16 protein-coding genes are annotated in these 19,669 nt (G+C 58.5%); 2 read left to right on the top strand and 14 right to left on the bottom strand.

What is annotated here, in order from left to right:
* Positions 1 to 40: 40 nt before the first annotated feature.
* From AC1Q8Q_RS02470 to AC1Q8Q_RS02445, 6 genes are all read right to left on the bottom strand, one after another.
* Positions 41 to 1,204 carry a type III PLP-dependent enzyme gene (locus tag AC1Q8Q_RS02470; RefSeq protein ID WP_020796555.1) on the bottom strand — a complete coding sequence of 388 codons (1,164 nt, stop codon included), beginning with the start codon at positions 1,202 to 1,204 and terminating at the stop codon, positions 41 to 43.
* A 472-nt stretch (positions 1,205 to 1,676) separates the two neighbouring features.
* On the bottom strand, positions 1,677 to 2,012 hold the full coding sequence (locus AC1Q8Q_RS02465) for a hypothetical protein (RefSeq protein WP_492614778.1): 336 nt from the start codon (positions 2,010 to 2,012) through the stop codon (positions 1,677 to 1,679).
* A 260-nt stretch (positions 2,013 to 2,272) separates the two neighbouring features.
* Entirely contained in the window at positions 2,273 to 3,430 is a 1,158-nt protein-coding gene (locus AC1Q8Q_RS02460) for an osmoprotectant ABC transporter ATP-binding protein OsmV (RefSeq protein WP_020796557.1), read from the bottom strand.
* Positions 3,427 to 4,080 (bottom strand): ABC transporter permease, encoded by a 654-nt coding sequence (locus AC1Q8Q_RS02455; protein ID WP_020796558.1) that lies wholly within the window; start codon positions 4,078 to 4,080, stop codon positions 3,427 to 3,429. Before AC1Q8Q_RS02455 ends, AC1Q8Q_RS02460 begins: the two co-directional genes overlap by 4 nt.
* A gap of 12 nt (positions 4,081 to 4,092) precedes the next feature.
* Positions 4,093 to 4,986 carry a glycine betaine ABC transporter substrate-binding protein gene (locus AC1Q8Q_RS02450; RefSeq protein WP_020796559.1) on the bottom strand — a complete coding sequence of 298 codons (894 nt, stop codon included), beginning with the start codon at positions 4,984 to 4,986 and terminating at the stop codon, positions 4,093 to 4,095.
* Positions 4,987 to 5,006: 20 nt separating this feature from the next.
* Positions 5,007 to 5,723: an ABC transporter permease gene (locus AC1Q8Q_RS02445; RefSeq protein WP_033040109.1), complete on the bottom strand. Its 717-nt coding sequence runs from the start codon at positions 5,721 to 5,723 to the stop codon at positions 5,007 to 5,009.
* Positions 5,724 to 6,162: 439 nt separating this feature from the next.
* Between AC1Q8Q_RS02445 and AC1Q8Q_RS02440 the strand changes: the two genes are divergently transcribed.
* Positions 6,163 to 7,746 carry a peptide chain release factor 3 gene (locus tag AC1Q8Q_RS02440; RefSeq protein WP_033040112.1) on the top strand — a complete coding sequence of 528 codons (1,584 nt, stop codon included), beginning with the start codon at positions 6,163 to 6,165 and terminating at the stop codon, positions 7,744 to 7,746.
* Between the two features lie 272 nt (positions 7,747 to 8,018).
* Entirely contained in the window at positions 8,019 to 8,273 is a 255-nt protein-coding gene (locus AC1Q8Q_RS02435; protein ID WP_033040114.1) for a hypothetical protein, read from the top strand.
* Positions 8,274 to 8,447: 174 nt separating this feature from the next.
* Here the strand turns inward: AC1Q8Q_RS02435 and AC1Q8Q_RS02430 are convergent, their stop codons facing one another.
* From AC1Q8Q_RS02430 to AC1Q8Q_RS02395, 8 genes are all read right to left on the bottom strand, one after another.
* On the bottom strand, positions 8,448 to 9,428 hold the full coding sequence (locus AC1Q8Q_RS02430) for a peptide ABC transporter ATP-binding protein (protein ID WP_151140473.1): 981 nt from the start codon (positions 9,426 to 9,428) through the stop codon (positions 8,448 to 8,450).
* On the bottom strand, positions 9,428 to 10,396 hold the full coding sequence (locus AC1Q8Q_RS02425) for an ABC transporter ATP-binding protein (RefSeq protein ID WP_020796604.1): 969 nt from the start codon (positions 10,394 to 10,396) through the stop codon (positions 9,428 to 9,430). Before AC1Q8Q_RS02425 ends, AC1Q8Q_RS02430 begins: the two co-directional genes overlap by 1 nt.
* 10 nt (positions 10,397 to 10,406) lie before the next feature.
* Positions 10,407 to 11,333, bottom strand: coding sequence for an ABC transporter permease subunit (locus tag AC1Q8Q_RS02420; protein ID WP_020796605.1), 927 nt, complete (start codon positions 11,331 to 11,333; stop codon positions 10,407 to 10,409).
* An 11-nt stretch (positions 11,334 to 11,344) separates the two neighbouring features.
* Complete coding sequence (locus tag AC1Q8Q_RS02415; RefSeq protein ID WP_492614777.1) at positions 11,345 to 12,355, bottom strand: ABC transporter permease subunit; 1,011 nt, start codon at positions 12,353 to 12,355, stop codon at positions 11,345 to 11,347.
* 72 nt (positions 12,356 to 12,427) lie between these two features.
* Positions 12,428 to 14,023: an ABC transporter substrate-binding protein gene (locus AC1Q8Q_RS02410; RefSeq protein WP_083348220.1), complete on the bottom strand. Its 1,596-nt coding sequence runs from the start codon at positions 14,021 to 14,023 to the stop codon at positions 12,428 to 12,430.
* A gap of 77 nt (positions 14,024 to 14,100) precedes the next feature.
* Positions 14,101 to 15,534 carry an OprD family porin gene (locus AC1Q8Q_RS02405; protein ID WP_020796609.1) on the bottom strand — a complete coding sequence of 478 codons (1,434 nt, stop codon included), beginning with the start codon at positions 15,532 to 15,534 and terminating at the stop codon, positions 14,101 to 14,103.
* Positions 15,535 to 15,708: 174 nt separating this feature from the next.
* Positions 15,709 to 17,310, bottom strand: a complete 1,602-nt coding sequence (locus AC1Q8Q_RS02400; RefSeq protein WP_020796610.1) for an ABC transporter substrate-binding protein — start codon at positions 17,308 to 17,310, stop codon at positions 15,709 to 15,711.
* Between the two features lie 305 nt (positions 17,311 to 17,615).
* Complete coding sequence (locus tag AC1Q8Q_RS02395) at positions 17,616 to 19,241, bottom strand: ABC transporter substrate-binding protein (protein ID WP_033040118.1); 1,626 nt, start codon at positions 19,239 to 19,241, stop codon at positions 17,616 to 17,618.
* Positions 19,242 to 19,669: the final 428 nt, after the last annotated feature.

Here is a 19,669-nt window from a genome sequence, read left to right as displayed (position 1 = left end):
CATGACTCGTCATGGGCTTTTTGATTTCGGCGTGTAGCGCTTACACGTAGAACGACTTCAACGGCGGGAAGCCATTGAATTCAACCGCGCTGTAGCTGGTGGTGTAGGCGCCGGTCGACAGCCAGTACAGGCGATCACCGATCGCCAGGTTCAGCGGCAGGCCGTACTTGTAGTTTTCGTACATGATGTCGGCGCTGTCGCAGGTTGGGCCGGCGATGACGACTTCTTCCATCTCGCCTTTCTTTTCGGTCCAGATCGGGAACTTGATGGCTTCGTCCATGGTTTCGATCAGGCCGGAGAACTTGCCCACGTCCGTGTACACCCAACGCTCGACGGCGGTGCGGGATTTACGGGCGACCAACACCACTTCGCTGACCAGGATGCCGGCGTTGGCGATCAGCGAGCGGCCTGGTTCCAGGATGATTTCCGGGAGGTCGTCGCCGAAGTCTTCCTTGAGGAAGCGAATGATTTCTTCGGCGTAGGTTTCCAGGCTGTTGGTGCGGGTGATGTAGTTGGCCGGGAAGCCACCGCCCATGTTGATCAGCTTCAGTACGATGCCGTCTTCTTCCTTCAGGCGTTCGAAGATCACCTTGACCTTGGCGATCGCGGCGTCCCAGACGCTGATATCGCGCTGCTGCGAGCCTACGTGGAAGGAGATGCCGTACGGCACCAGGCCCAGGTCACGGGCGAGGATCAGCAAGTCCATGGCCATGTCGGTCTGGCAGCCGAATTTGCGCGACAGAGGCCAGTCGGCAGTGGTCGAGCCTTCGGTCAGGATGCGTACGTAGACTTTCGAGCCCGGTGCGGCCTTGGCGATGTTGCGCAAGTCGGCTTCGGAGTCGGTGGCATACAGGCGCACGCCCTTCTCGAAGAAGTAGCGGATGTCCTTGGATTTCTTGATGGTGTTGCCGTAGCTGATCTGGTCGGCGCTGACGCCGCGGCTCAGCACCTTGTCCAGCTCGTAGATCGAGGCGATGTCGAAGCTCGAGCCTTTCTCTTTGAGCAAGTCGATGATTTCCACCGCCGGGTTGGCCTTGACCGCGTAGTAGACCTTGGCGAATTCGAAACCGGCGCGCAGGTCATCGTAGGCCTGGCTGATCATCGCGGTGTCGATCACCACGAACGGGGTTTCTTGCTTGTCGGCGAACGCCTTCATTTTCTGGAAGGTTTCACGCGCGAAATAGTCTTCGACCTGGATCGACATGCTGGGAACTCCTACTGGCAAACTGAAATTATCAATGGGTGCAAATGAACGTCCTCCGTATCCCCACTTTGGTTCGCCTACTTCCCAAGGCATGTCGCCGAAAGCAAAAAGGCCATGGGAAGCGCTGCTTTCCCTTGGCCTTGCTGTCTCGTCGTCAGTACTTGAGCCGGATGGATCGTTTCCAGCATGGACGTTCGGCGCGAACTTTAGGGCGTGAGGGGCTTGAGATCAACAAAAAATGTCGCGTTTTTGCACGCATCCGTCGTAAGGCAGCCTACAGCTACCTGTGTAACCGACAGGGATGACGGATTGATGTTCCCCCAGGAGGGAGATTTGAAAGGAATTCGAACGGTTTTTGTGGCGAGTGAGCAAGCTCCTTCACCACAAAAACTTTGTTTCGGTGGAAAAGTCAGCAGTAAAGTGACTACATGTGTTGGGTTGCTGGCTTGGTGATTTTTAAAACTAGATTTGATTAAACTGCATTGACAGCAAATGTCGTGGTTGCTTTCAGGTTTGGATAGTTATGCACTGTTGCAGTTACTGTTACGTTGTAGCTTCTCTGTACACTAGGCAAATGGATTCTTGCGAATTGAGTGCCAGTTTTAATGGCAGTCATATTGGAATCCGGCTGCGATGATACTTCCCAGTTGATAAACTCATTGGGGAATGTACTTCCGTTTGGGCCGTGCACGCTCACGCCGGTGTTAGCATTGAGGGGGTTTCCGGTTCTTATAGGCTGTGTAGGGATGCCGCTAATTCTGATTTCATTCGGCACGTTTTTCACACTTTCAGTTGTTTCAGTTTTCATTAATCTAATCCTTGATTCGAAAAAGTTATTGGTCACTCGAGCAAGCTGTTGTGATTCAGATATTTTGTTTGAATCCGGACTGATGGTGTCACGAGTCGAAAGGTGTTGAAACTATCTGAAGTGTTAGTTTTAAGAGTTAAAAAGAATGGAAATTGTGTTTTTGTGAGAGTTTTCTATTTCTAATAGGGGGCAGCTCCTAAAATATAAAGCAGCCTATTACCCCCCTCCATCGGTTGAACGCGGTCGGTTGAAGCAGGCTATCAGGCCGACACAGTTTCGGCCGGCGAAACGATTTGGGTCTTGCCGCCACGTGACTTGCCGGAGCTCAGATACTCGGCAATCGATTCTTGCGTCACCTCGCCCAGAAACACTCGTTCGGCATCCATCACCGGTAGCCACGCTCGATTGAACTCATACATGCGCGACAGCAGGATACGCAAATGCTCGTCGTAGGCCGCCGTAGCGTTGAACTCGCGCAAGTACTGCGCGCAGGCACCGGTCTGACGGTGCAGGTCGCGGCGTCGTACATAACCCAGCGCCTTGTTCTCACCGTCGGTGACCACGACATAACGCCGGTCATGCTCGTCCATCAGTTCCAGCGCCTCGGCCACCAAGGTCTCCGGGCTGACGGACGGGGCGTTATCCGCCGCGTCTTCAGCCTTGACCAGCAACAAGCGCTTGAGAGTGCTGTCCTGGCCGACGAAGTTGCTGACAAAGTCGTCAGCCGGGTGGGCCAGCAGGGTGTCCGGGTGGTCAATCTGCAGCAATTTGCCAGCACGAAAGATCGCGATCTTGTCGCCGAGCTTGATGGCTTCGTCGATGTCATGGCTGACCATGATCACGGTCTTGTTCAGCGCCCGCTGCATCTCGAAGAATTCGTTCTGGATCATTTCGCGGTTGATCGGGTCGACGGCGCCGAACGGTTCGTCCATCAGCAACAGTGGTGCATCAGCGGCCAGCGCGCGAATCACGCCGATCCTCTGTTGCTGGCCACCGGACAATTCCCGAGGGTAGCGATGCAGGTACTGCTTGGGTTCGAGCTTGATCATGCTCATCAACTCGCGGGCGCGGTCGTGGCACTTCTGTTTGTCCCAGCCGAGCAGTTTCGGCACCACCACGATGTTCTCCTCGATGGTCATGTTCGGGAACAGACCGATCTGCTGGATCACATAGCCGATGTTACGGCGCAGGGTCACTGCGTCGAGACCGGTGGTGTCTTCACCATTGATCAGGATCTTGCCCGAGGTCGGTGTGATCAGGCGGTTGATCATCTTCAGCGTGGTGCTTTTGCCGCAACCCGAAGGCCCGAGGAACACGCAAATTTCGCCTTCATTGACGGTCAGGCTCACCGAGTCCACGGCTTTCACGTCTTTGCCGTTGCTTTGGAAGGTCTTGCTGAGGTTTTGAAGTTCGATCATTTGAGCAGTCCTTTAGGAGTCAGCGAGCGTTGCAGCCATTGCAGGAGCAGGTCGGCGAAGATGGCCAGCAGGCTGACCAGCACGGCGCCGACAATCAGCATCGACATGTCGCTGCGGCTGATGGAAGCGAGGATGAGCACGCCGAGGCCGCCGGCACCGATGGTCGCGGCAATGGTCATCACGCCGATGTTCATGACCACGGCGGTGCGCACGCCGGCAAGGATTACCGGCACGGCAATCGGCAGTTCGACCATGCGCAGGCGCTGGCCAAAGGTCATGCCGATACCGCGCGCGGCTTCGCGGATGCCCGGTTCGACGTTGGTCAGGGCCAGGTAGGTGTTGCGCATGATGGGCAGCAGCGAGTACAGGAACACCGCGGTGATGGCCGGCATCGGGCCCAGGCCCTGGCCGAATTTCGAGTAGAACGGCAGCAGCAGGCCGAACAGGGCAATCGATGGTACGGTCAGCAGTACGGTGGCGCTGGCCTGCAGCGGCCCGGCGAGCGTCGGAAAGCGCGTCATCAGGACGCCCAGCGGCACGCCAACCACGATCGCCAAGGTCACGGCGATGCCGACCAGGGTGATGTGTTGCCCGGTCAGGTGCAGTACCTGTGCCCAGTCGAGGTGGGAAAAGGCGTTGATAAATTCCATGGCTTTTCCTCCTTATTTGATTGGATGCTGGCGCAGGAAATCTGCGGCAACGGACGAAGGGCTTTCGTGATCGACATCGACCCGCGCGTTGAGCTGGCGCATGGTTTCGTCATCGAACAGTTCGGCCAGCGGCTTGATCTCTTGCGCCAGTTGCGGATGGGCATCGAGGTAATCCTGACGCACCACCGGCGCAGCGGTGTAGTCCGGGAAGTAATGCTTGTCGTCTTCAAGCAACTTGAGCTTGAAGGCGTTCAGGCGACCGTCGGTGGTGTAGACCAGGCCTGCGAACACCTGGCCATTGCGCAGGGCGGTGTAGACCAGCCCGGCATCCATCTGGCGGATGTTTTTGCGGGTCAGGTTCATGCCGTAGAGGTCAACCATGCCGTCCAGACCGTCGGAACGGTTGGCGAACTCAGTGTCCAGCGCGACAAGGTGATTGGTTTTCGCCTCAGCCTGCATCACGGTGTTCAGTTCGCTGATGGAGTTGATCTGCGGGTAGGCCTTTGCGGTTTTTTCCGGCAGCGCCAATGCGTATGTGTTGCTGAACTTCGACGGAGTGAGCCAGATCAGGCCTTTTTTCGCGTCGAGTTCTTTCACCTTGGTGTAGGACTGTGCGCTGTCGAGTTTTTCGGTGACATGGTTGTAGGCCACCAGCGACACGCCGGTGTATTCCCACATCAGATCCAGTTGGCCACTTTCCTGGGCGCTGCGGGCCAGGTTACTGCCCAAGCCACCGGTCACCCGGGTGTCATAACCCTTGGCGCGCAGGTATTGAGAGGTGATTTCCGCGAGCAGGGTTTGCTCGGTGAATACCCGGGCGCCGATGCGGATAACGGGTTTATCCGCGGCTTGGGCAAATCCTGCGAACAGCAGCATGCAGCCTAGTAAAAAGCTTGATGTTTTCATGATGATTCCTTTGCCGGGGCTTAAGACGGGCGCAAACCGCGTTCGAGCCAGAGACGGCTGGCGAGTGTCACCAGGCCGTCGAGCAGCAACGCCAGCAGGGCGGTGCAGGCCGCACCCAGCAGCAGTTGCGGCTGGTTGTTCAGGGCGATGCCTGGGAAGATCAGGCTGCCCAGGCTGTTGGCACCGATCAGGAACGCCAGCGGCGCCGTCCCGACGTTGATCGCCAAGGCGACGCGCACGCCGCCGATGATGATCGGCACGGCATTGGGCAGTTCGACCCGCCACAGCACCTGAGACGGGGTCATGCCGATGCCGACGGCCGCTTCCTTGAGCGAACCCTGGACGTTTTTCAGGCCTTCGTAGGTGTTGCGCACGATCGGCAACAATGAAGCGAGGAACAGGGCGAAGATCGCGGGGCCGCTGCCGATGCCAAGGACGCCCAGGGCAATGGCCAGTACGGCGAGAGGTGGCACGGTGTTGCCGATGTTGAAGACCTGCATGAAGCGTTCGGCGCGTCCAACCATGGTCGGGCGGCTGAGGAAGATGCCGGCAGGAATGCCCACAATGAGGGCGGCCAGCATGGAAGCGAGGACGAGAATCAGATGAGCTTGCAGGTAAAACAACAAATCGTCGCGGTAGTGTTCGATCGTGTTGATGCCGATCCAGTGGACCAGCAGGGCCAGAAGGGCGATTACCAGCGCGCCTCCTATCAGCCCTTTGCCATAGCGAATAGCCACAGGCGGACTCCTTTTTTTCAGTCGGCGAACACTTTCTCGTGTGGCAACGCCATTCCTGGCTGCCGAAAAAATGATCGCGAGAAGCAGCTCATGCCGGGCGCGGTCCCCTGTAGGAGCGAGCATGCTCGCGAAAAACCTTCAGACAACGCGCACATTCAAGTACCCAGCGTTGTCGTTAACGTCCATCGCGAGCTTGCTCGCTCCTACAGGGGGAGGCGTACGGCTATTGAGCCATGAGCACAGCCTCGTCAGGCCGCTTTGCAGGTATTTCAAGCCCCCGACGAGTGGTCGTTACGGGGGAGTGGACGTCTCCGTGTATTAAAAGGTTCCCATCTGAAGAATCATTTGGCCACCCCTAATGTGCTCAACGGTTCGGTTATTGAATCAAGTTGGGCTATAATCTGCGCCCTTTTTTGAATCACCTGCCAGGCGATTTCCCATGACCAAACAGGCCGCCGAAGTCGCGAAACGCCGCACTTTCGCCATTATTTCCCACCCCGATGCCGGTAAGACCACCATCACCGAGAAGCTCTTGCTGATGGGCAAGGCGATTGCGGTAGCCGGTACGGTGAAATCTCGTAAGTCCGACCGCCATGCCACCTCCGACTGGATGGAAATGGAAAAGCAACGTGGTATTTCCATTACCACGTCGGTCATGCAGTTCCCGTATCGCGAGCACATGATCAACCTGCTCGACACCCCGGGCCACGAAGACTTCTCCGAAGACACCTACCGCACCCTGACGGCAGTGGACTCGGCCTTGATGGTCCTCGACGGCGGCAAGGGCGTTGAGCCACGGACCATCGCCCTGATGGACGTCTGCCGTCTGCGTGACACGCCGATCGTCAGCTTCATCAACAAACTCGACCGTGACATTCGCGACCCGATTGAACTGCTCGACGAAATCGAAGCGGTCCTCAAGATCAAGGCTGCGCCGATCACCTGGCCGATCGGCTGCTACCGTGACTTCAAGGGCGTGTACCACCTCGCCGACGACTACATCATTGTCTACACCGCCGGTCACGGTCACGAACGCACCGAAACCAAGATCATCGAGAAGCTCGATTCAGATGAAGCCCGCGCCCACTTGGGTGACGAGTACGAGCGCTTCATCGAGCAACTGGAACTGGTGCAGGGCGCCTGCCACGAGTTCAACCAGCAGGAATTCCTCGACGGTCAACTGACCCCGGTGTTCTTCGGTACTGCATTGGGTAACTTCGGTGTCGATCACGTTCTCGACGCCGTCGTTGATTGGGCGCCGCGCCCGCTGGCACGAGTGGCCAACGAGCGTACCGTGGAGCCGGTGGAAGAGAAGTTCTCGGGCTTCATCTTCAAGATCCAGGCGAACATGGACCCGAAACACCGCGACCGTATCGCCTTCATGCGTATCTGCTCCGGCAAGTACGAAAAAGGCATGAAGATGCGCCACGTGCGCACCGGCAAGGACGTGCGGATCGGCGATGCGCTGACGTTCTTCTCCTCCGAGCGTGAGCAACTGGAAGAAGCGTTTGCCGGTGACATCATCGGTTTGCACAACCACGGCACCATCCAGATCGGCGATACCTTCACCGAAGGCGAAGTCCTGGGCTTTACCGGCATCCCGCACTTCGCCCCGGAACTGTTCCGCCGCGTACGCCTCAAGGACCCGCTGAAATCCAAGCAACTGCGCCAGGGCCTGCAACAATTGGCCGAAGAAGGTGCGACCCAGGTTTTCTTCCCGGAGCGCAGCAACGACATCATCCTCGGCGCCGTCGGTGTGCTGCAGTTCGACGTGGTCGCCAGCCGCTTGAAGGAGGAATACAAGGTCGAGTGCTCCTACGAGCCGATCACCGTGTACTCCGCGCGCTGGATCGAGTGCAGCGACAAGAAGAAGCTTGAGGAATTCTCCAACAAGGCCGTGGAAAACCTGGCACTGGACGGCGGTGGTCACCTGACCTACCTCGCGCCGACCCGGGTCAACCTGGCACTGATGGAAGAACGCTGGCCGGACGTGAAATTCCGTGCGACGCGTGAGCACCACTAAGCGTTGACTTGAAACACCGAAAACCCCGTTGCGAAAGCTGCGGGGTTTTTTGTTGGCGAACCCAATCGTTCCCACGCTCTGCGTGAGAGCTGCCGAAGGCTGCGATCGTTTGATCTTTTCGGCATAACGCTTATTGCCAACCATTCTCCCTGTCCACGGCATTTCCGCCCAGCCGTTAGCGTCCTATCTGGAGAACCCGGCTGATCGGAACTAGATTTCACAGAGCGCCAGCCAGGCACAGAAATTTCACCTGCAAAAGGATGGATTCGACTATGAACAGGTTGCTACGCATTGTGTTGCTGTTGAAGGTTTTGCTGATGCTGGCACTCGGCAGCTCTGCGGTCTGGGCCGAATGCGAGGATCACGAAACCCAGGCGTCGAGCGGGCAGGGAACCCATGGTGATCTGATGATCGCCAAGTCCGAATCGGAACCGGGCGATAAGGGGCAGGGTGGTGCCGACAACGATGATGACTCGACCACCGATGAGCCGGACTCCGATGATGAAGAAGGTGACAGCCAGACGTAAATCGCAGACAAAAGAAAACCCCGTCTCTCCCGATTAATGCGCAATCGAAATAGAAGGGGTTGGATGAACGAGCAAAATCCCTGTGGGAGCGGGCTTGCTCGCGAAGGCAGCGTGTCAGTCGCTATCTTTGTCGACTGATAGACCGCTTTCGCGAGCAAGCCCGCTCCCACATTTTTATGCCGCGCCGTGCACGAACTGCTCGGCGTAGTGGCAAGCCACCTGACGATTATCGAGAGGGCGCAGGGCTGGCTCTTCGGTTTTGCAACGCTCAGTCGCATACGGGCAGCGCTTGTGGAAGGCGCAGCCGGGCGGCGGGTTCAACGGGTTGGGCAACTCGCCGACAATCTTGATCTTCGGCTTGCTGGGGTCTGGGTGAATGGTTGGGGTGGCCGACAGCAAGGCCTGGGTGTACGGGTGCAGGGGACGCTCGTAGATGTCGTTTTTCGGACCGATTTCTACCGGGCGACCGAGGTACATCACCATCACGTCATCGGCGACGTGTTGCACCACCGCCAGGTTGTGGGAGATGAACACGTAGGCGGTGTTGAACTCTTGCTGCAAATCCATGAACAGGTTCAGCACCTGCGCCTGGATCGACACGTCCAGCGCCGAGGTCGGTTCGTCCGCCACCAGCACTTTCGGTTGCAGCATCATGGCGCGAGCCAGGGCGATCCGCTGGCGCTGACCACCGGAGAACATGTGCGGATAACGCTGGTAATGCTCAGGGCGCAACCCCACCTGTTTCATCATCGCCTGGACCTTGTCGCGACGCTCGGTGGCCGATAGGTTGGTGTTGATCAGCAAAGGCTCGGCCAGTTGATCACCGATTTTCTGCCGAGGGTTCAGCGACGCGTAGGGGCTCTGGAACACCATCTGCACGTCTTTGCGCAGTTGCTTGCGCTGGGCCTTGTCGGCGCCGGCGACTTCCTGGCCGGCGATTTTCAGGGACCCGGAGGACGGTTCCTCGATCAGGGTCAGGGCCCGGGCCAGGGTGGATTTGCCGCAGCCTGACTCACCGACGACGGCGAGGGTCTTGCCGGCTTCCAGCTCGAACGACACACCGTTGAGGGCGCGTACGGTGGCGTGACCCTTGAACAGGCCACGGGACACTTCGTAGTGACGGGTCAGGTCGCGGGCGGTAAGAACGACGGCCATTACGCCACCTCCTGGTTCAGCGGGTAGAAGCAGCGGGCGAGGCTGTTGCTTTTCGGGTCAAGGGCTGGACGCTGCACGCGGCAGTTGTCCTGCACGTACGGGCAGCGCGGCGAGAGCAGGCAGCCTTGCGGACGGTCGTAGCGACCCGGGACGATGCCCGGCAGGGTCGACAGGCGCGAGGCGCCCAGACTGTGTTCTGGGATCGCCTTGAGCAGCGCTTCGCTGTACGGGTGGGCCGGGATGTCGAACAGTTGCGGCACCTGGCCGACTTCGACCGCTTGGCCGGCGTACATCACGCACACGCGCTGGGCGGTTTCAGCCACGACCGCGAGGTCGTGGGTGATCAGCACCAGGCCCATGTTCTGCTCTTTCTGCAACGCCAGCAGCAGGTCCATGATCTGCGCCTGGATTGTCACGTCCAGTGCGGTGGTCGGTTCGTCGGCGATCAGCAGTTTCGGTTCGCCGGCAATCGCCATGGCGATCGCAACGCGCTGGCTCATGCCACCCGACAGTTGATGCGGGTAGGCGTCCATACGGCTGGCGGCGCCCGGGATTTCGACTTTTTCCAGCAGTTCGATGGCGCGTTTGCGCGCTTGCTTGCCGGACATTTTCAGGTGCAGGCGCAGCACTTCTTCGATCTGGAAACCGACGGTGTAGCTCGGGTTCAGCGCGGTCATCGGGTCCTGGAAGACCATCGACAGGTCTTTACCGACGATTTGACGACGCTGGCGATTGTTGAGCTTGAGCATGTCCTTGCCGTCAAAGCTCAGCGAGTCGGCGGTGACGATACCTGGATGCTCGATCAGGCCCATCAGCGCCATCATGGTCACGGACTTGCCCGAACCCGACTCGCCAACGATGGCCAGCACTTCGCCCTTGTCGACTTTCAGGTCGAGGCCATCGACCACGGGCGTAGCGTTCTTGTCGCCGAAGCGAACGTTGAGATTCTTGATTTCTAGCAGTGACATTGGAATCTCCTCAGGCGGCGTTCTTGAGTTTCGGGTCCAGCGCATCGCGCAGGCCGTCACCCATCAAGTTGATTGCCAGCACGCTGAGCAAAATGGTCAAGCCAGGCAGGCTGACGACCCACCAGGCGCGTTCGATGTAGTCGCGGGCCGAGGCCAGCATGGTGCCCCACTCAGGGGTTGGCGGTTGTACGCCAAGGCCGAGGAAGCCCAGGGCGGCGGCATCGAGAATCGCAGACGAAAAACTCAAGGTCGCCTGAACGATCAGCGGCGCCATGCAGTTGGGCAGCACGGTGACGAACATCAGACGCGGCAGGCCGGCACCGGCCAGGCGCGCGGCGGTCACGTAGTCGCGGTTCAACTCGCCCATGACCGCGGCGCGGGTCAGGCGAACATAGGACGGCAGGGACACCACGGCGATGGCGATCACGGTGTTGATCAGGCCAGGGCCGAGGATGGCGACGATCGCCACGGCCAGCAGCAGGGACGGCAGGGCCAGCATGATGTCCATCAGGCGCATGATGGTCGGGCCGACCGCTTTGGGGAAAAAGCCGGCAAACAGGCCCAGCAGGATCCCCGGGATCAGCGACATCACCACTGACGACAAACCGATCAGCAGCGACAGGCGCGAACCCTGGATCAGGCGCGACAGCAGGTCGCGGCCCAGTTCATCGGTACCCAGCAAGAACTGGATCTGCCCACCTTCCAGCCAGGCTGGCGGGGTGAGCAGGAAGTCGCGGTACTGCTCGCTCGGGTCATGGGGTGCAACCCACGGGGCGAAGATGGCGCAGAAAATCACCAGCAGCATGAACATCAGGCCGGCGACGGCACCTTTGTTCTTGGAAAACGCTTGCCAGAATTCTTTGTACGGCGACGGATACAGCAGGCTTTGATCCACGGCGGACGTGGTGGTGGCTACTGAGGATGTTGGAGTGCTCATGGGGTTTGACCTCAGCGCTGATGACGGATGCGTGGGTTGGCAAAGCCGTAGAGGATGTCCACTACGAAGTTGACCAGAATCACCAGGCAGGCGATTAACAGGATGCCGTTTTGCACGACCGGGTAGTCCCGGGCGCCAATGGCTTCGATCAGCCATTTGCCGATGCCCGGCCAGGAGAAGATGGTCTCGGTCAGGACCGCGCCCGCCAGCAGGGTGCCGACTTGCAGGCCGACTACGGTCAGCACCGGAATCAACGCATTACGCAGACCGTGCACGAACACCACGCGCGACGGCGACAGGCCCTTGGCCTTGGCGGTACGGATGTAGTCTTCACGCAGCACTTCGAGCATCGACGAACGGGTCATCCGCGCGATAACAGCCAGCGGGATGGTGCCGAGCACGATGGCCGGCAGGATCAGGTGGTGCAGGGCATCGAAGAACGCGCCGACGTCATCGGCCAGCAGCGTGTCGATCAGCATGAAGCCGGTTCGCGGCTCGATGTCATAGAGCAGGTCGATCCGCCCGGACACCGGGGTCCAGCCCAGGGAGACCGAGAAGAACATGATCAGGATCAGGCCCCACCAGAAGATCGGCATCGAGTATCCCGCCAGGGAGACACCCATCACCCCATGGTCGAACAGGGACCCTCGCTTGAGTGCCGCGATCACCCCGGCCAGCAGGCCCAGGATACCGGCTAACAACAGGGCGGCCATGGACAGTTCCAAGGTCGCGGGGAATAGGGAGGTGAACTCGTTCCAGACGCTTTCACGGGTACGCAGGGATTCCCCGAGATCGCCGTGGGCCAGTTTGCCGATGTAATCCAGGTACTGGGCATACAGGGGTTTGTTCAGACCTAGGCGTTCCATTGCCTGAGCGTGCATTTCCGGGTCGACTCTGCGTTCGCCCATCATGACTTCCACAGGGTCGCCAGGGATCATGCGAATCAACGCGAAAGTCAGCAGGGTGATGCCGAAGAACGTGGGGATCAGTAACCCCAGTCGGCGGGCAATAAAACTAAACATCGTAAGGTGTACCTCATCAGCCGGTTAGGCGTGCCCGGCATGCCTGGGTCAGGAATGCCGGGAGTTTCTTATCTACTTCACCTGGGTGGTGGCGAAGTTATTCGTGGTGAGGGGGCTAATGTGGTAGCCCTCTACGTTGTTGCGCATTGCGGTAAACATTCTAGTGTGCGCCAGGCTGATCCATGGCTGGTCCTGGTTAAAGATAACCTGAGCCTGTTCGTACAGTGCTGCACGTTCGGCCGGGTCGGTTTTTTCACGGGCCTGGTCGATCAGGGCCTGGAATTTTTCATTGCACCAGCGTGCGTAGTTTTCGCCGTTCTTCGCCGCCTCGCAACTGAGCATAGGCGTCAGGAAGTTATCCGGGTCGCCGTTATCGCCCGCCCATCCGGCGGAAACCATATCGTGCTCGCCGTTTTTCGCGCGCTTGAGCATTTCGCCCCACTCCATGACGCGGATGTCGATCTTGATCCCGATCTTGGCCAGGTCAGCCTGCATCATCTGCGCGCCGAGCATGGGGTTGGGGTTGGTCGCACCGCCGCCGTTGCGGGTGAACAGCGTGAACACGGTGCCTTCCGGCACGCCGGCTTCCTTGAGCAGGGCGCGGGCCTTATCCAGGTCACGGACAGGGTTCTTCATGTCGTGGTTGTAGCCCAGCAGGGTGTCCGGAAACGGGTTGACTGCCGCGGTCGCATTGCCTTTGCCGAACAGCGCGTTGACGGCCGCTTCCTTGTCGAAGGCGATGTCGATGGCTTTACGTACGCGCACGTCACTCAGGTATTTGTGCTGGGTGTTGATGGCGATGTACGCGACGGTCATCGCATTCAGTTCATCAACCTTCAGCTTGGCGTCTTTCTTGATGCTCGGAATGTCATCCGGCTTTGGATACAGCGCAACCTGGCATTCGTTGGCCTTGAGCTTTTGCAGGCGCACGTTGTTGTCAGTGGCGATGGCGAAGATCAACGAGTCGGCCGGCGCCTTGCCACGGAAGTAGTCCGGGTTGGCCTTGAAGCGAACCTGGGCGTCCTTGTTGTATCGCTGGAAGACGAACGGGCCGGTGCCGATCGGCTTGTTGTTCAGTTCACCGGTCTTGCCGGCCTTGAGCAGTTGGTCGGCATACTCGGCGGAGTAGATCGAGGAGAACGCCATGGCGATGTCGGCCAGGAACGGCGCTTCGCGGCGGGTCAGGGTGAATTTGACCGTGTTGTCGTCGACCTTCTCGACGTTTTTCAGCAGTTCCTTGAAGCCCATGCTTTCAAAGTACGGGAAGCCTACGCTCGACAGTTTGTGCCACGGGTGGTTCGGGTCCAGCTGACGCTGGAAGCTCCAGACCACGTCGTCGGCATTCATGTCGCGGGTGGGCTTGAAGTATTCGGTGGTGTGAAACTTGACGCCTTGGCGCAGGTGGAAGGTGTAGGTCAGGCCGTCTTCGCTGATGTCCCAGGATTCGGCCAGTGCCGGAATCACATCAGTGGTGCCAGGCTTGAAGTCCGCCAGGCGATTGAAGATGGTCTCGGCCACCGCATCGGCTGTGACTGCAGTCGTGTACTGGACCATGTCGAAGCCTTCGGGGCTGTTTTCGGTACAAACCACCAGGGGTTTGGCCGATACGCCAACAGCGACACTCAGTAACGCGGCCGCGATGGCCGCTCGTAGGGGAAGCATTTTCATCAAGAACCCTCTGCAATCGGTTGGTTTGGAAAACCTGGCGGCCGACTGGTCACGAGCCGGCCGTCGGGTTGGCGTATTTACAGAATGTTGAACGGAACCGTGGTCACCAGACGGAACTCGTTGATGCTGCCATCAGCCTGGTTTTCACTGGCGCGGTGCGCGGTGTAGGTACCACGAATAGTGGTGGCCTTGAACGGGCCGCTCTGTACAGCGTAGGTGGCACCGATGCCGTATTCGTAATGGTGTTCGCCGTCTTGCGACTGGATGCCGTCGTAGCCTTTGTCGGCCACACCTTTGTTGCCGGTGTAGTGGGTGCCGTCGATGCCCCAGCCGCGCGCCTGGTAGATGTTGAACTTCAGGCCTGGTACGCCGTATTCGGCCATGTTCAAGCCGTAGGCAACCTGGAACGACTTCTCGTTCGGGCCGTTGAAGTCCGACAGCAGGGAGTTGGCCAGGTAGATGCCGTTCGTTTCGTGCAGGTAGTCGAAGTACTCGTTACCGTTCACTTCCTGGTACGAGAAGGTCAGGCTGTGAGCCTGGTGGGTCAGGCCGAACGACAGGGAATAGGTGTCGTTGTCGATGTCGCCGATCAGCGCCTTACCTTCTTCCTGGGTCTTGTAGTAGTTCAGGCCGGTGGTCAGGCTCAGTACCTGGCTGTCGCCCAGTACGTGGGTGGCGCCGAAATAGTACTGGTTCCAGATGTCTTCGGCCTGGGTGGCCCAGAGGCTGGTGGTCAGGCTGGCGAACGGGGTGTAGGTGATACCGCCGGTGTAGACGTGGTCGGTTTCAACGATGCCATTGGCGTATTCGGTGCGGAATTTGCGCTGGCTTTGTTCGGTACGCGGTGAATTGCGATCGAAGGTGGCCAGGTCGAACGCCAGGTTGTTCAGCTCTTCGCTGTGGATCGCCACACCCTGGAAGCTCGAAGGCAGCGCACGGTTGCCGATGACGTCGACCATCGGGCTGCTGAAGTTCTGACGACCGGCGGTCAGGGTGGTGTTGGAAATACGTGCCTTGACGTTCGCCAGGCCTAACTTGCTCCACTGGCCAACGGCGTCGCCGCCTTCTTCGGTCAGGGTACGGTTGTTGCCTGCGCCTGGGCGAGTGCCCGGTGCGCCGCCGTTGTTGGACGCCAGGTCCTTGCGGTCCTGGTCCAGGGCGATGGCGTTGTAGGCCGCCACTTCAGTGCTGACGCCAACGGTGCCTTCGGTGAAGCCCGAGTTGTACTTGAGGATCGTGCCCTGGACCCAGTTGATACGGCGGTCAGTTGGCGTTGAAACACCATTTTTCTTGTAAGCGAAATTGGCGCCCCGCTTCAGTTGTTCGTTGGCGTACCAGTTGCGAGTGGTGCCGGTGATCGACTGGCCTTCGAGAAAGCCGGTGGCTTCGCTCTGGGCACTTTTCTCATTCACGGTCACCGGGGTGTACGCCTGGCTCTGGGTTTCAGCGTATGCCGTGGCGGTAATGCTGCTGATGGCCAGGGCCAGTAGCGCGGTGCTGCTCAGTTTCATGGGTGAAGCTCCTTGGTTTCTATTATTAATGCCGGCCTTTTTTGGTGGTTCGGCTATTTGCTTTTGAACTCATTGACGCGTTGCAAACGTTTGCCTGGTGCCAAATTGGCGAATTACGGCAATACGCTTGCGGGAGGGCGCAATGCGCCCCCAAGCGTTTTCAGCTACACGGTTTTATTTTTCGATGCTGACACCCGAGAAAACGTTGCGACCGAAAGGGCTGACCTTGAACCCTTCGATTTTGGCGCTCAACGGCTGATTGACCGTCGAGTGGGCGACCGGCGTGATCGGTACCTGCTGCTTGAGGTACTGCTGCGCCTGTTTGTAGAGCAGGGTGCGTTGGTCGCGGTCAGTCACGACCTTGGCCTGCTTGATCAGCTTGTCGTAAGCCGGATCACACCACATGGAGTAGTTGTTGCCGCCGATGGCATCGCAGCTGTACAGCGTGCCGAGCCAATTGTCCGGGTCACCGTTGTCACCGGTCCAGCCGATCAGGCTGATGTCGTGCTCGCCATTCTTGGTGCGCTTGATGTACTCGCCCCATTCGTAGCTGACAATCTTGACCTTGAGGCCGATCTTCGCCCAGTCAGCCTGGAGCATTTCGGCCATCAGCTTGGCGTTGGGGTTGTAGGGGCGCTGTACGGGCATGGCCCACAGGGTGATTTCGGTACCTTCCTTCACGCCGGCAGCCTTGAGCAGTTCCTTGGCTTTTTCCGGGTTATAGGCAGCGTCCTTGATCGTCTCATCGTAGGACCATTGGGTCGGCGGCATGGCGTTGACCGCCAGTTGCCCTGCACCTTGGTAAACGGCATTGAGAATGCCTTGCTTGTTCACCGCCATGTCCAGCGCCTGGCGCACTTCGAGCTGGTCGAATGGCTTGTGACGGACGTTGTAGGCGATGTAGCCGAGGTTGAAACCGGGCTTTTCGATCAATTGCAGCTTGGGGTCGTTTTTCAGCGCGGTGACGTCGGCAGGGCGTGGGTGCAGGGTAATCTGGCACTCATTGGCCTTGAGTTTCTGCACGCGCACCGAAGCGTCGGTGTTGATGGCGAAAATCAGGTTATCGAGCTTGACCCGGCTCGGGTCCCAGTAATGCTTGTTACCGGTGTAGCGGATGTTCGAGTCTTTCTGGTAACTCTTGAACACGAACGGCCCGGTGCCGATCGGCTTCTGGTTGATGTCGCTCGGCTTGCCTTCGGCGAGCAGCTTGTCGGCGTACTCGGCGGAGAGGATCGCGGCGAAGCTCATGGCGATGTTCTGGATGAACGCGGCGTCCACGCTGTTGAGCGTCATGACCACGGTCAGCGGCCCGGTCTTTTCGACCTTGGCGATGTTTTTGTTCAGGCTCATCCCGTTGAAATAGGGGAATTCGGTCGGGTAAGCCTTACGGAAAGGTTGCTGCGGGTCGAGCATGCGATTGAACGTGAACAGCACGTCATCGGCGTTGAAGTCGCGGGTCGGTGTGAAGTACTTGGTTGTATGAAACTTCACCTCTGGGCGCAGGTGAAAGGTGTACGTGAGACCGTCTTCGGAAATATCCCAACTGGTGGCCAGGCCGGGTACGACGTTGGTTGAGCCTTTTTCAAACTCTGCCAGGCGGTTGTACAGCGGTTCGGCGGCGTCGTTGTCGGTCGCGGTGGTGTACTGCGCAGTGTCGAAACCGGCGGGACTGCCTTCGGAACAGAACACCAGGCTGTTGGAGGCAGCCTGACTCATGGACGTGGCGGCCAACAGGCCAGTGCCCAGCAATGCGGATAAAACCAAGGTATGACGCATGACGCTCTCTCTCTTGTTCAGTGTTGTGTCAATGAGCCTTCGTCCCGTGCGCAGACGGGGAGGGTCACTGGTTCCAGTCATGGCGTGCAGCAAGAAAACCGAGGGCCCACGCATTCGCTGGTCAGATCCCGACGGTAGGCACCGTGGGTCCGGCAGTAAATACGAAAAGTCCGAAAGACTTGTGGGAAAAGACGACGCGTCCTAGCACCCGCCTGTAGTCAGTGGGCGATTTGGATGTAGGTAATTTCCTGCTTTCTCGGTCGGCAAAGTAACGGCGACGTCATGGACGTCGCCGTTACCAAACCTTATTTGCTGACGCTGACGCCGTAGAAGGAGTTCAAGCCAAACGGGCTGATCTTGAAGTCCTGCACATTGGCGCGCATGGGTTGGAACACCGTCGAGTGAGCGATAGGTGTCATCGGCGTCTGGTCTTTAAGGATGTGTTGCGCCTGCTTGTACAGTTCGGTGCGCTTGCCTTGATCCGAAGTGCGCTTGGCTTGCTTGACGATGTCGTCAAACGGCTTGTAGCACCATTTCGAGAAGTTGTTGCCTTCCAGCGAGTCGCAACCGAACAGCACGTTCAGCCAGTTGTCCGGATCACCATTGTCACCGCTCCAGCCAATCAGCATCGCCTGGTTCTCGCCGCCTTTGGAGCGCTTGATGTACTCGCCCCATTCGTAGCTCTGGATCTTGACCTTGAGGCCGATCTTCGCCCAGTCGGACTGCAGCATTTCTGCCATCAGCTTGGCGTTCGGGTTATACGGACGCTGTACCGGCATGGCCCAGAGAACGATTTCGGTGCCGTCCTTGACGCCGGCTTCCTTGAGCAGCTCTTTGGCTTTCTCAGGATTGTACGGCGCATCCTTGATGGTGGTGTCGTAGGACCACTGGGTCGGAGGCATGGCGTTGACGGCCAGTTGGCCAGCGCCCTGGTACACCGAGTCGATGATCTGTTGCTTGTTGACTGCCATGTCCAGTGCCTGGCGCACTTTCAATTGGGCCAACGGGTTTGGCTCATTGCTGCCCTTGACCTTGTCCATCACGTTGTAGGCGATGTAGCCCAGGTTGAAACCAGCCTGGTCAGGCAGCTTCAGGGTCTTGTCTTCGCGCAGCGCTTTCAGGTCGGCTGGACGAGGGAACAGGGTGACCTGGCATTCGTTTTTCTTCAGTTTCTGGATACGTACCGACGGGTCGGTGGTGATGGCGAAGATCAGGTTGTCGATCTTGACGTCGTCCGGCTTCCAGTAGTCCTTGTTCCCGGTGTAGCGGATGTTGGAATCTTTCTGGTAGCTCTTGAACACGAACGGACCAGTGCCGACCGGCTTCTGGTTGATGTCGGCGGCCTTGCCATCTTTCAGTAGCTGGGCGGCGTATTCGGCGGACTGGATCGAGGCGAAGCTCATGGCCATGTTCTGGATGAACGCGGCATCGACGTCCTTGAGGGTGAACTTGACTGTCTTGTCGTCGACTTTATCGATCTTGGTGATGTTGGTGTCCATCCCCATGTCGGTGAAGTACGGGAATTCGGTGGGGTACGCTTTGCGGAACGGGTCATCCTTGCTAATCATGCGATTAAAGGTGAACAGCACGTCGTCGGCGTTGAATTCGCGGGTCGGCTTGAAATACGGGGTGGTGTGGAACTTGACACCGTCACGCAGGTGGAAGGTGTACGTCAGGCCGTCATCGGAGACGTCCCAGCTGGTCGCCAGGCCAGGAATTACGGCGGTGCCGCCGCGCTCGAACTGGGTCAGGCGGTTGAACATGGTTTCGGCAGAGGCGTCGAAGTCGGTTCCGGTGGTGTATTGACCTGGATCGAAACCGGCCGGGCTCCCTTCGGAGCAGAACACCAGGTTAGTCGCAGCTTGAGCGAACGGCGCACTAGCCAAAAGGCTGGCGCCGACTAAAAACGGAATGACCGCGTGTTTAAGCATGGTGGCCTCATGATTTGTTGTCATTTTTGATTTTGAGGACGACCTCGTGAGTCGTGCCTGCGGATACTTATGCAGGGGCCATACCCAATGCAAGATCCAGAGCGACTACAAGCCTTAAACAGTGGCACGAACGTACCTTAATGTCGCAATTGTATAAAACTCGACGCATTTGATCGTTTGCGCGGCCTTTTTGTAGTGCAACTGGCGCACTTTTTTGGTGCGTTGAAGCCTTGGGGTGCCCGTGGGTGGGGCAAGGTGTTACCTATTTATACCCCGTCCTTGAGGGGTGTGTGGCGGTTAATCGAAGTGGTTATCGTTGCACGGGTACTGATCGCAAGGTGCGAGTTGTACAAGGTGCAACTTTTCATTTCGGCTTGTACGACATCTCTGTAGGAGATGCCGCAGGCTGCGATCTTTCGGTCGCCACT

The sequence above is a fragment of the Pseudomonas sp. GW823-FHT06B06 genome (assembly GCF_058795195.1).
This window is presented reverse-complemented; position numbering and strand designations above follow the sequence as displayed.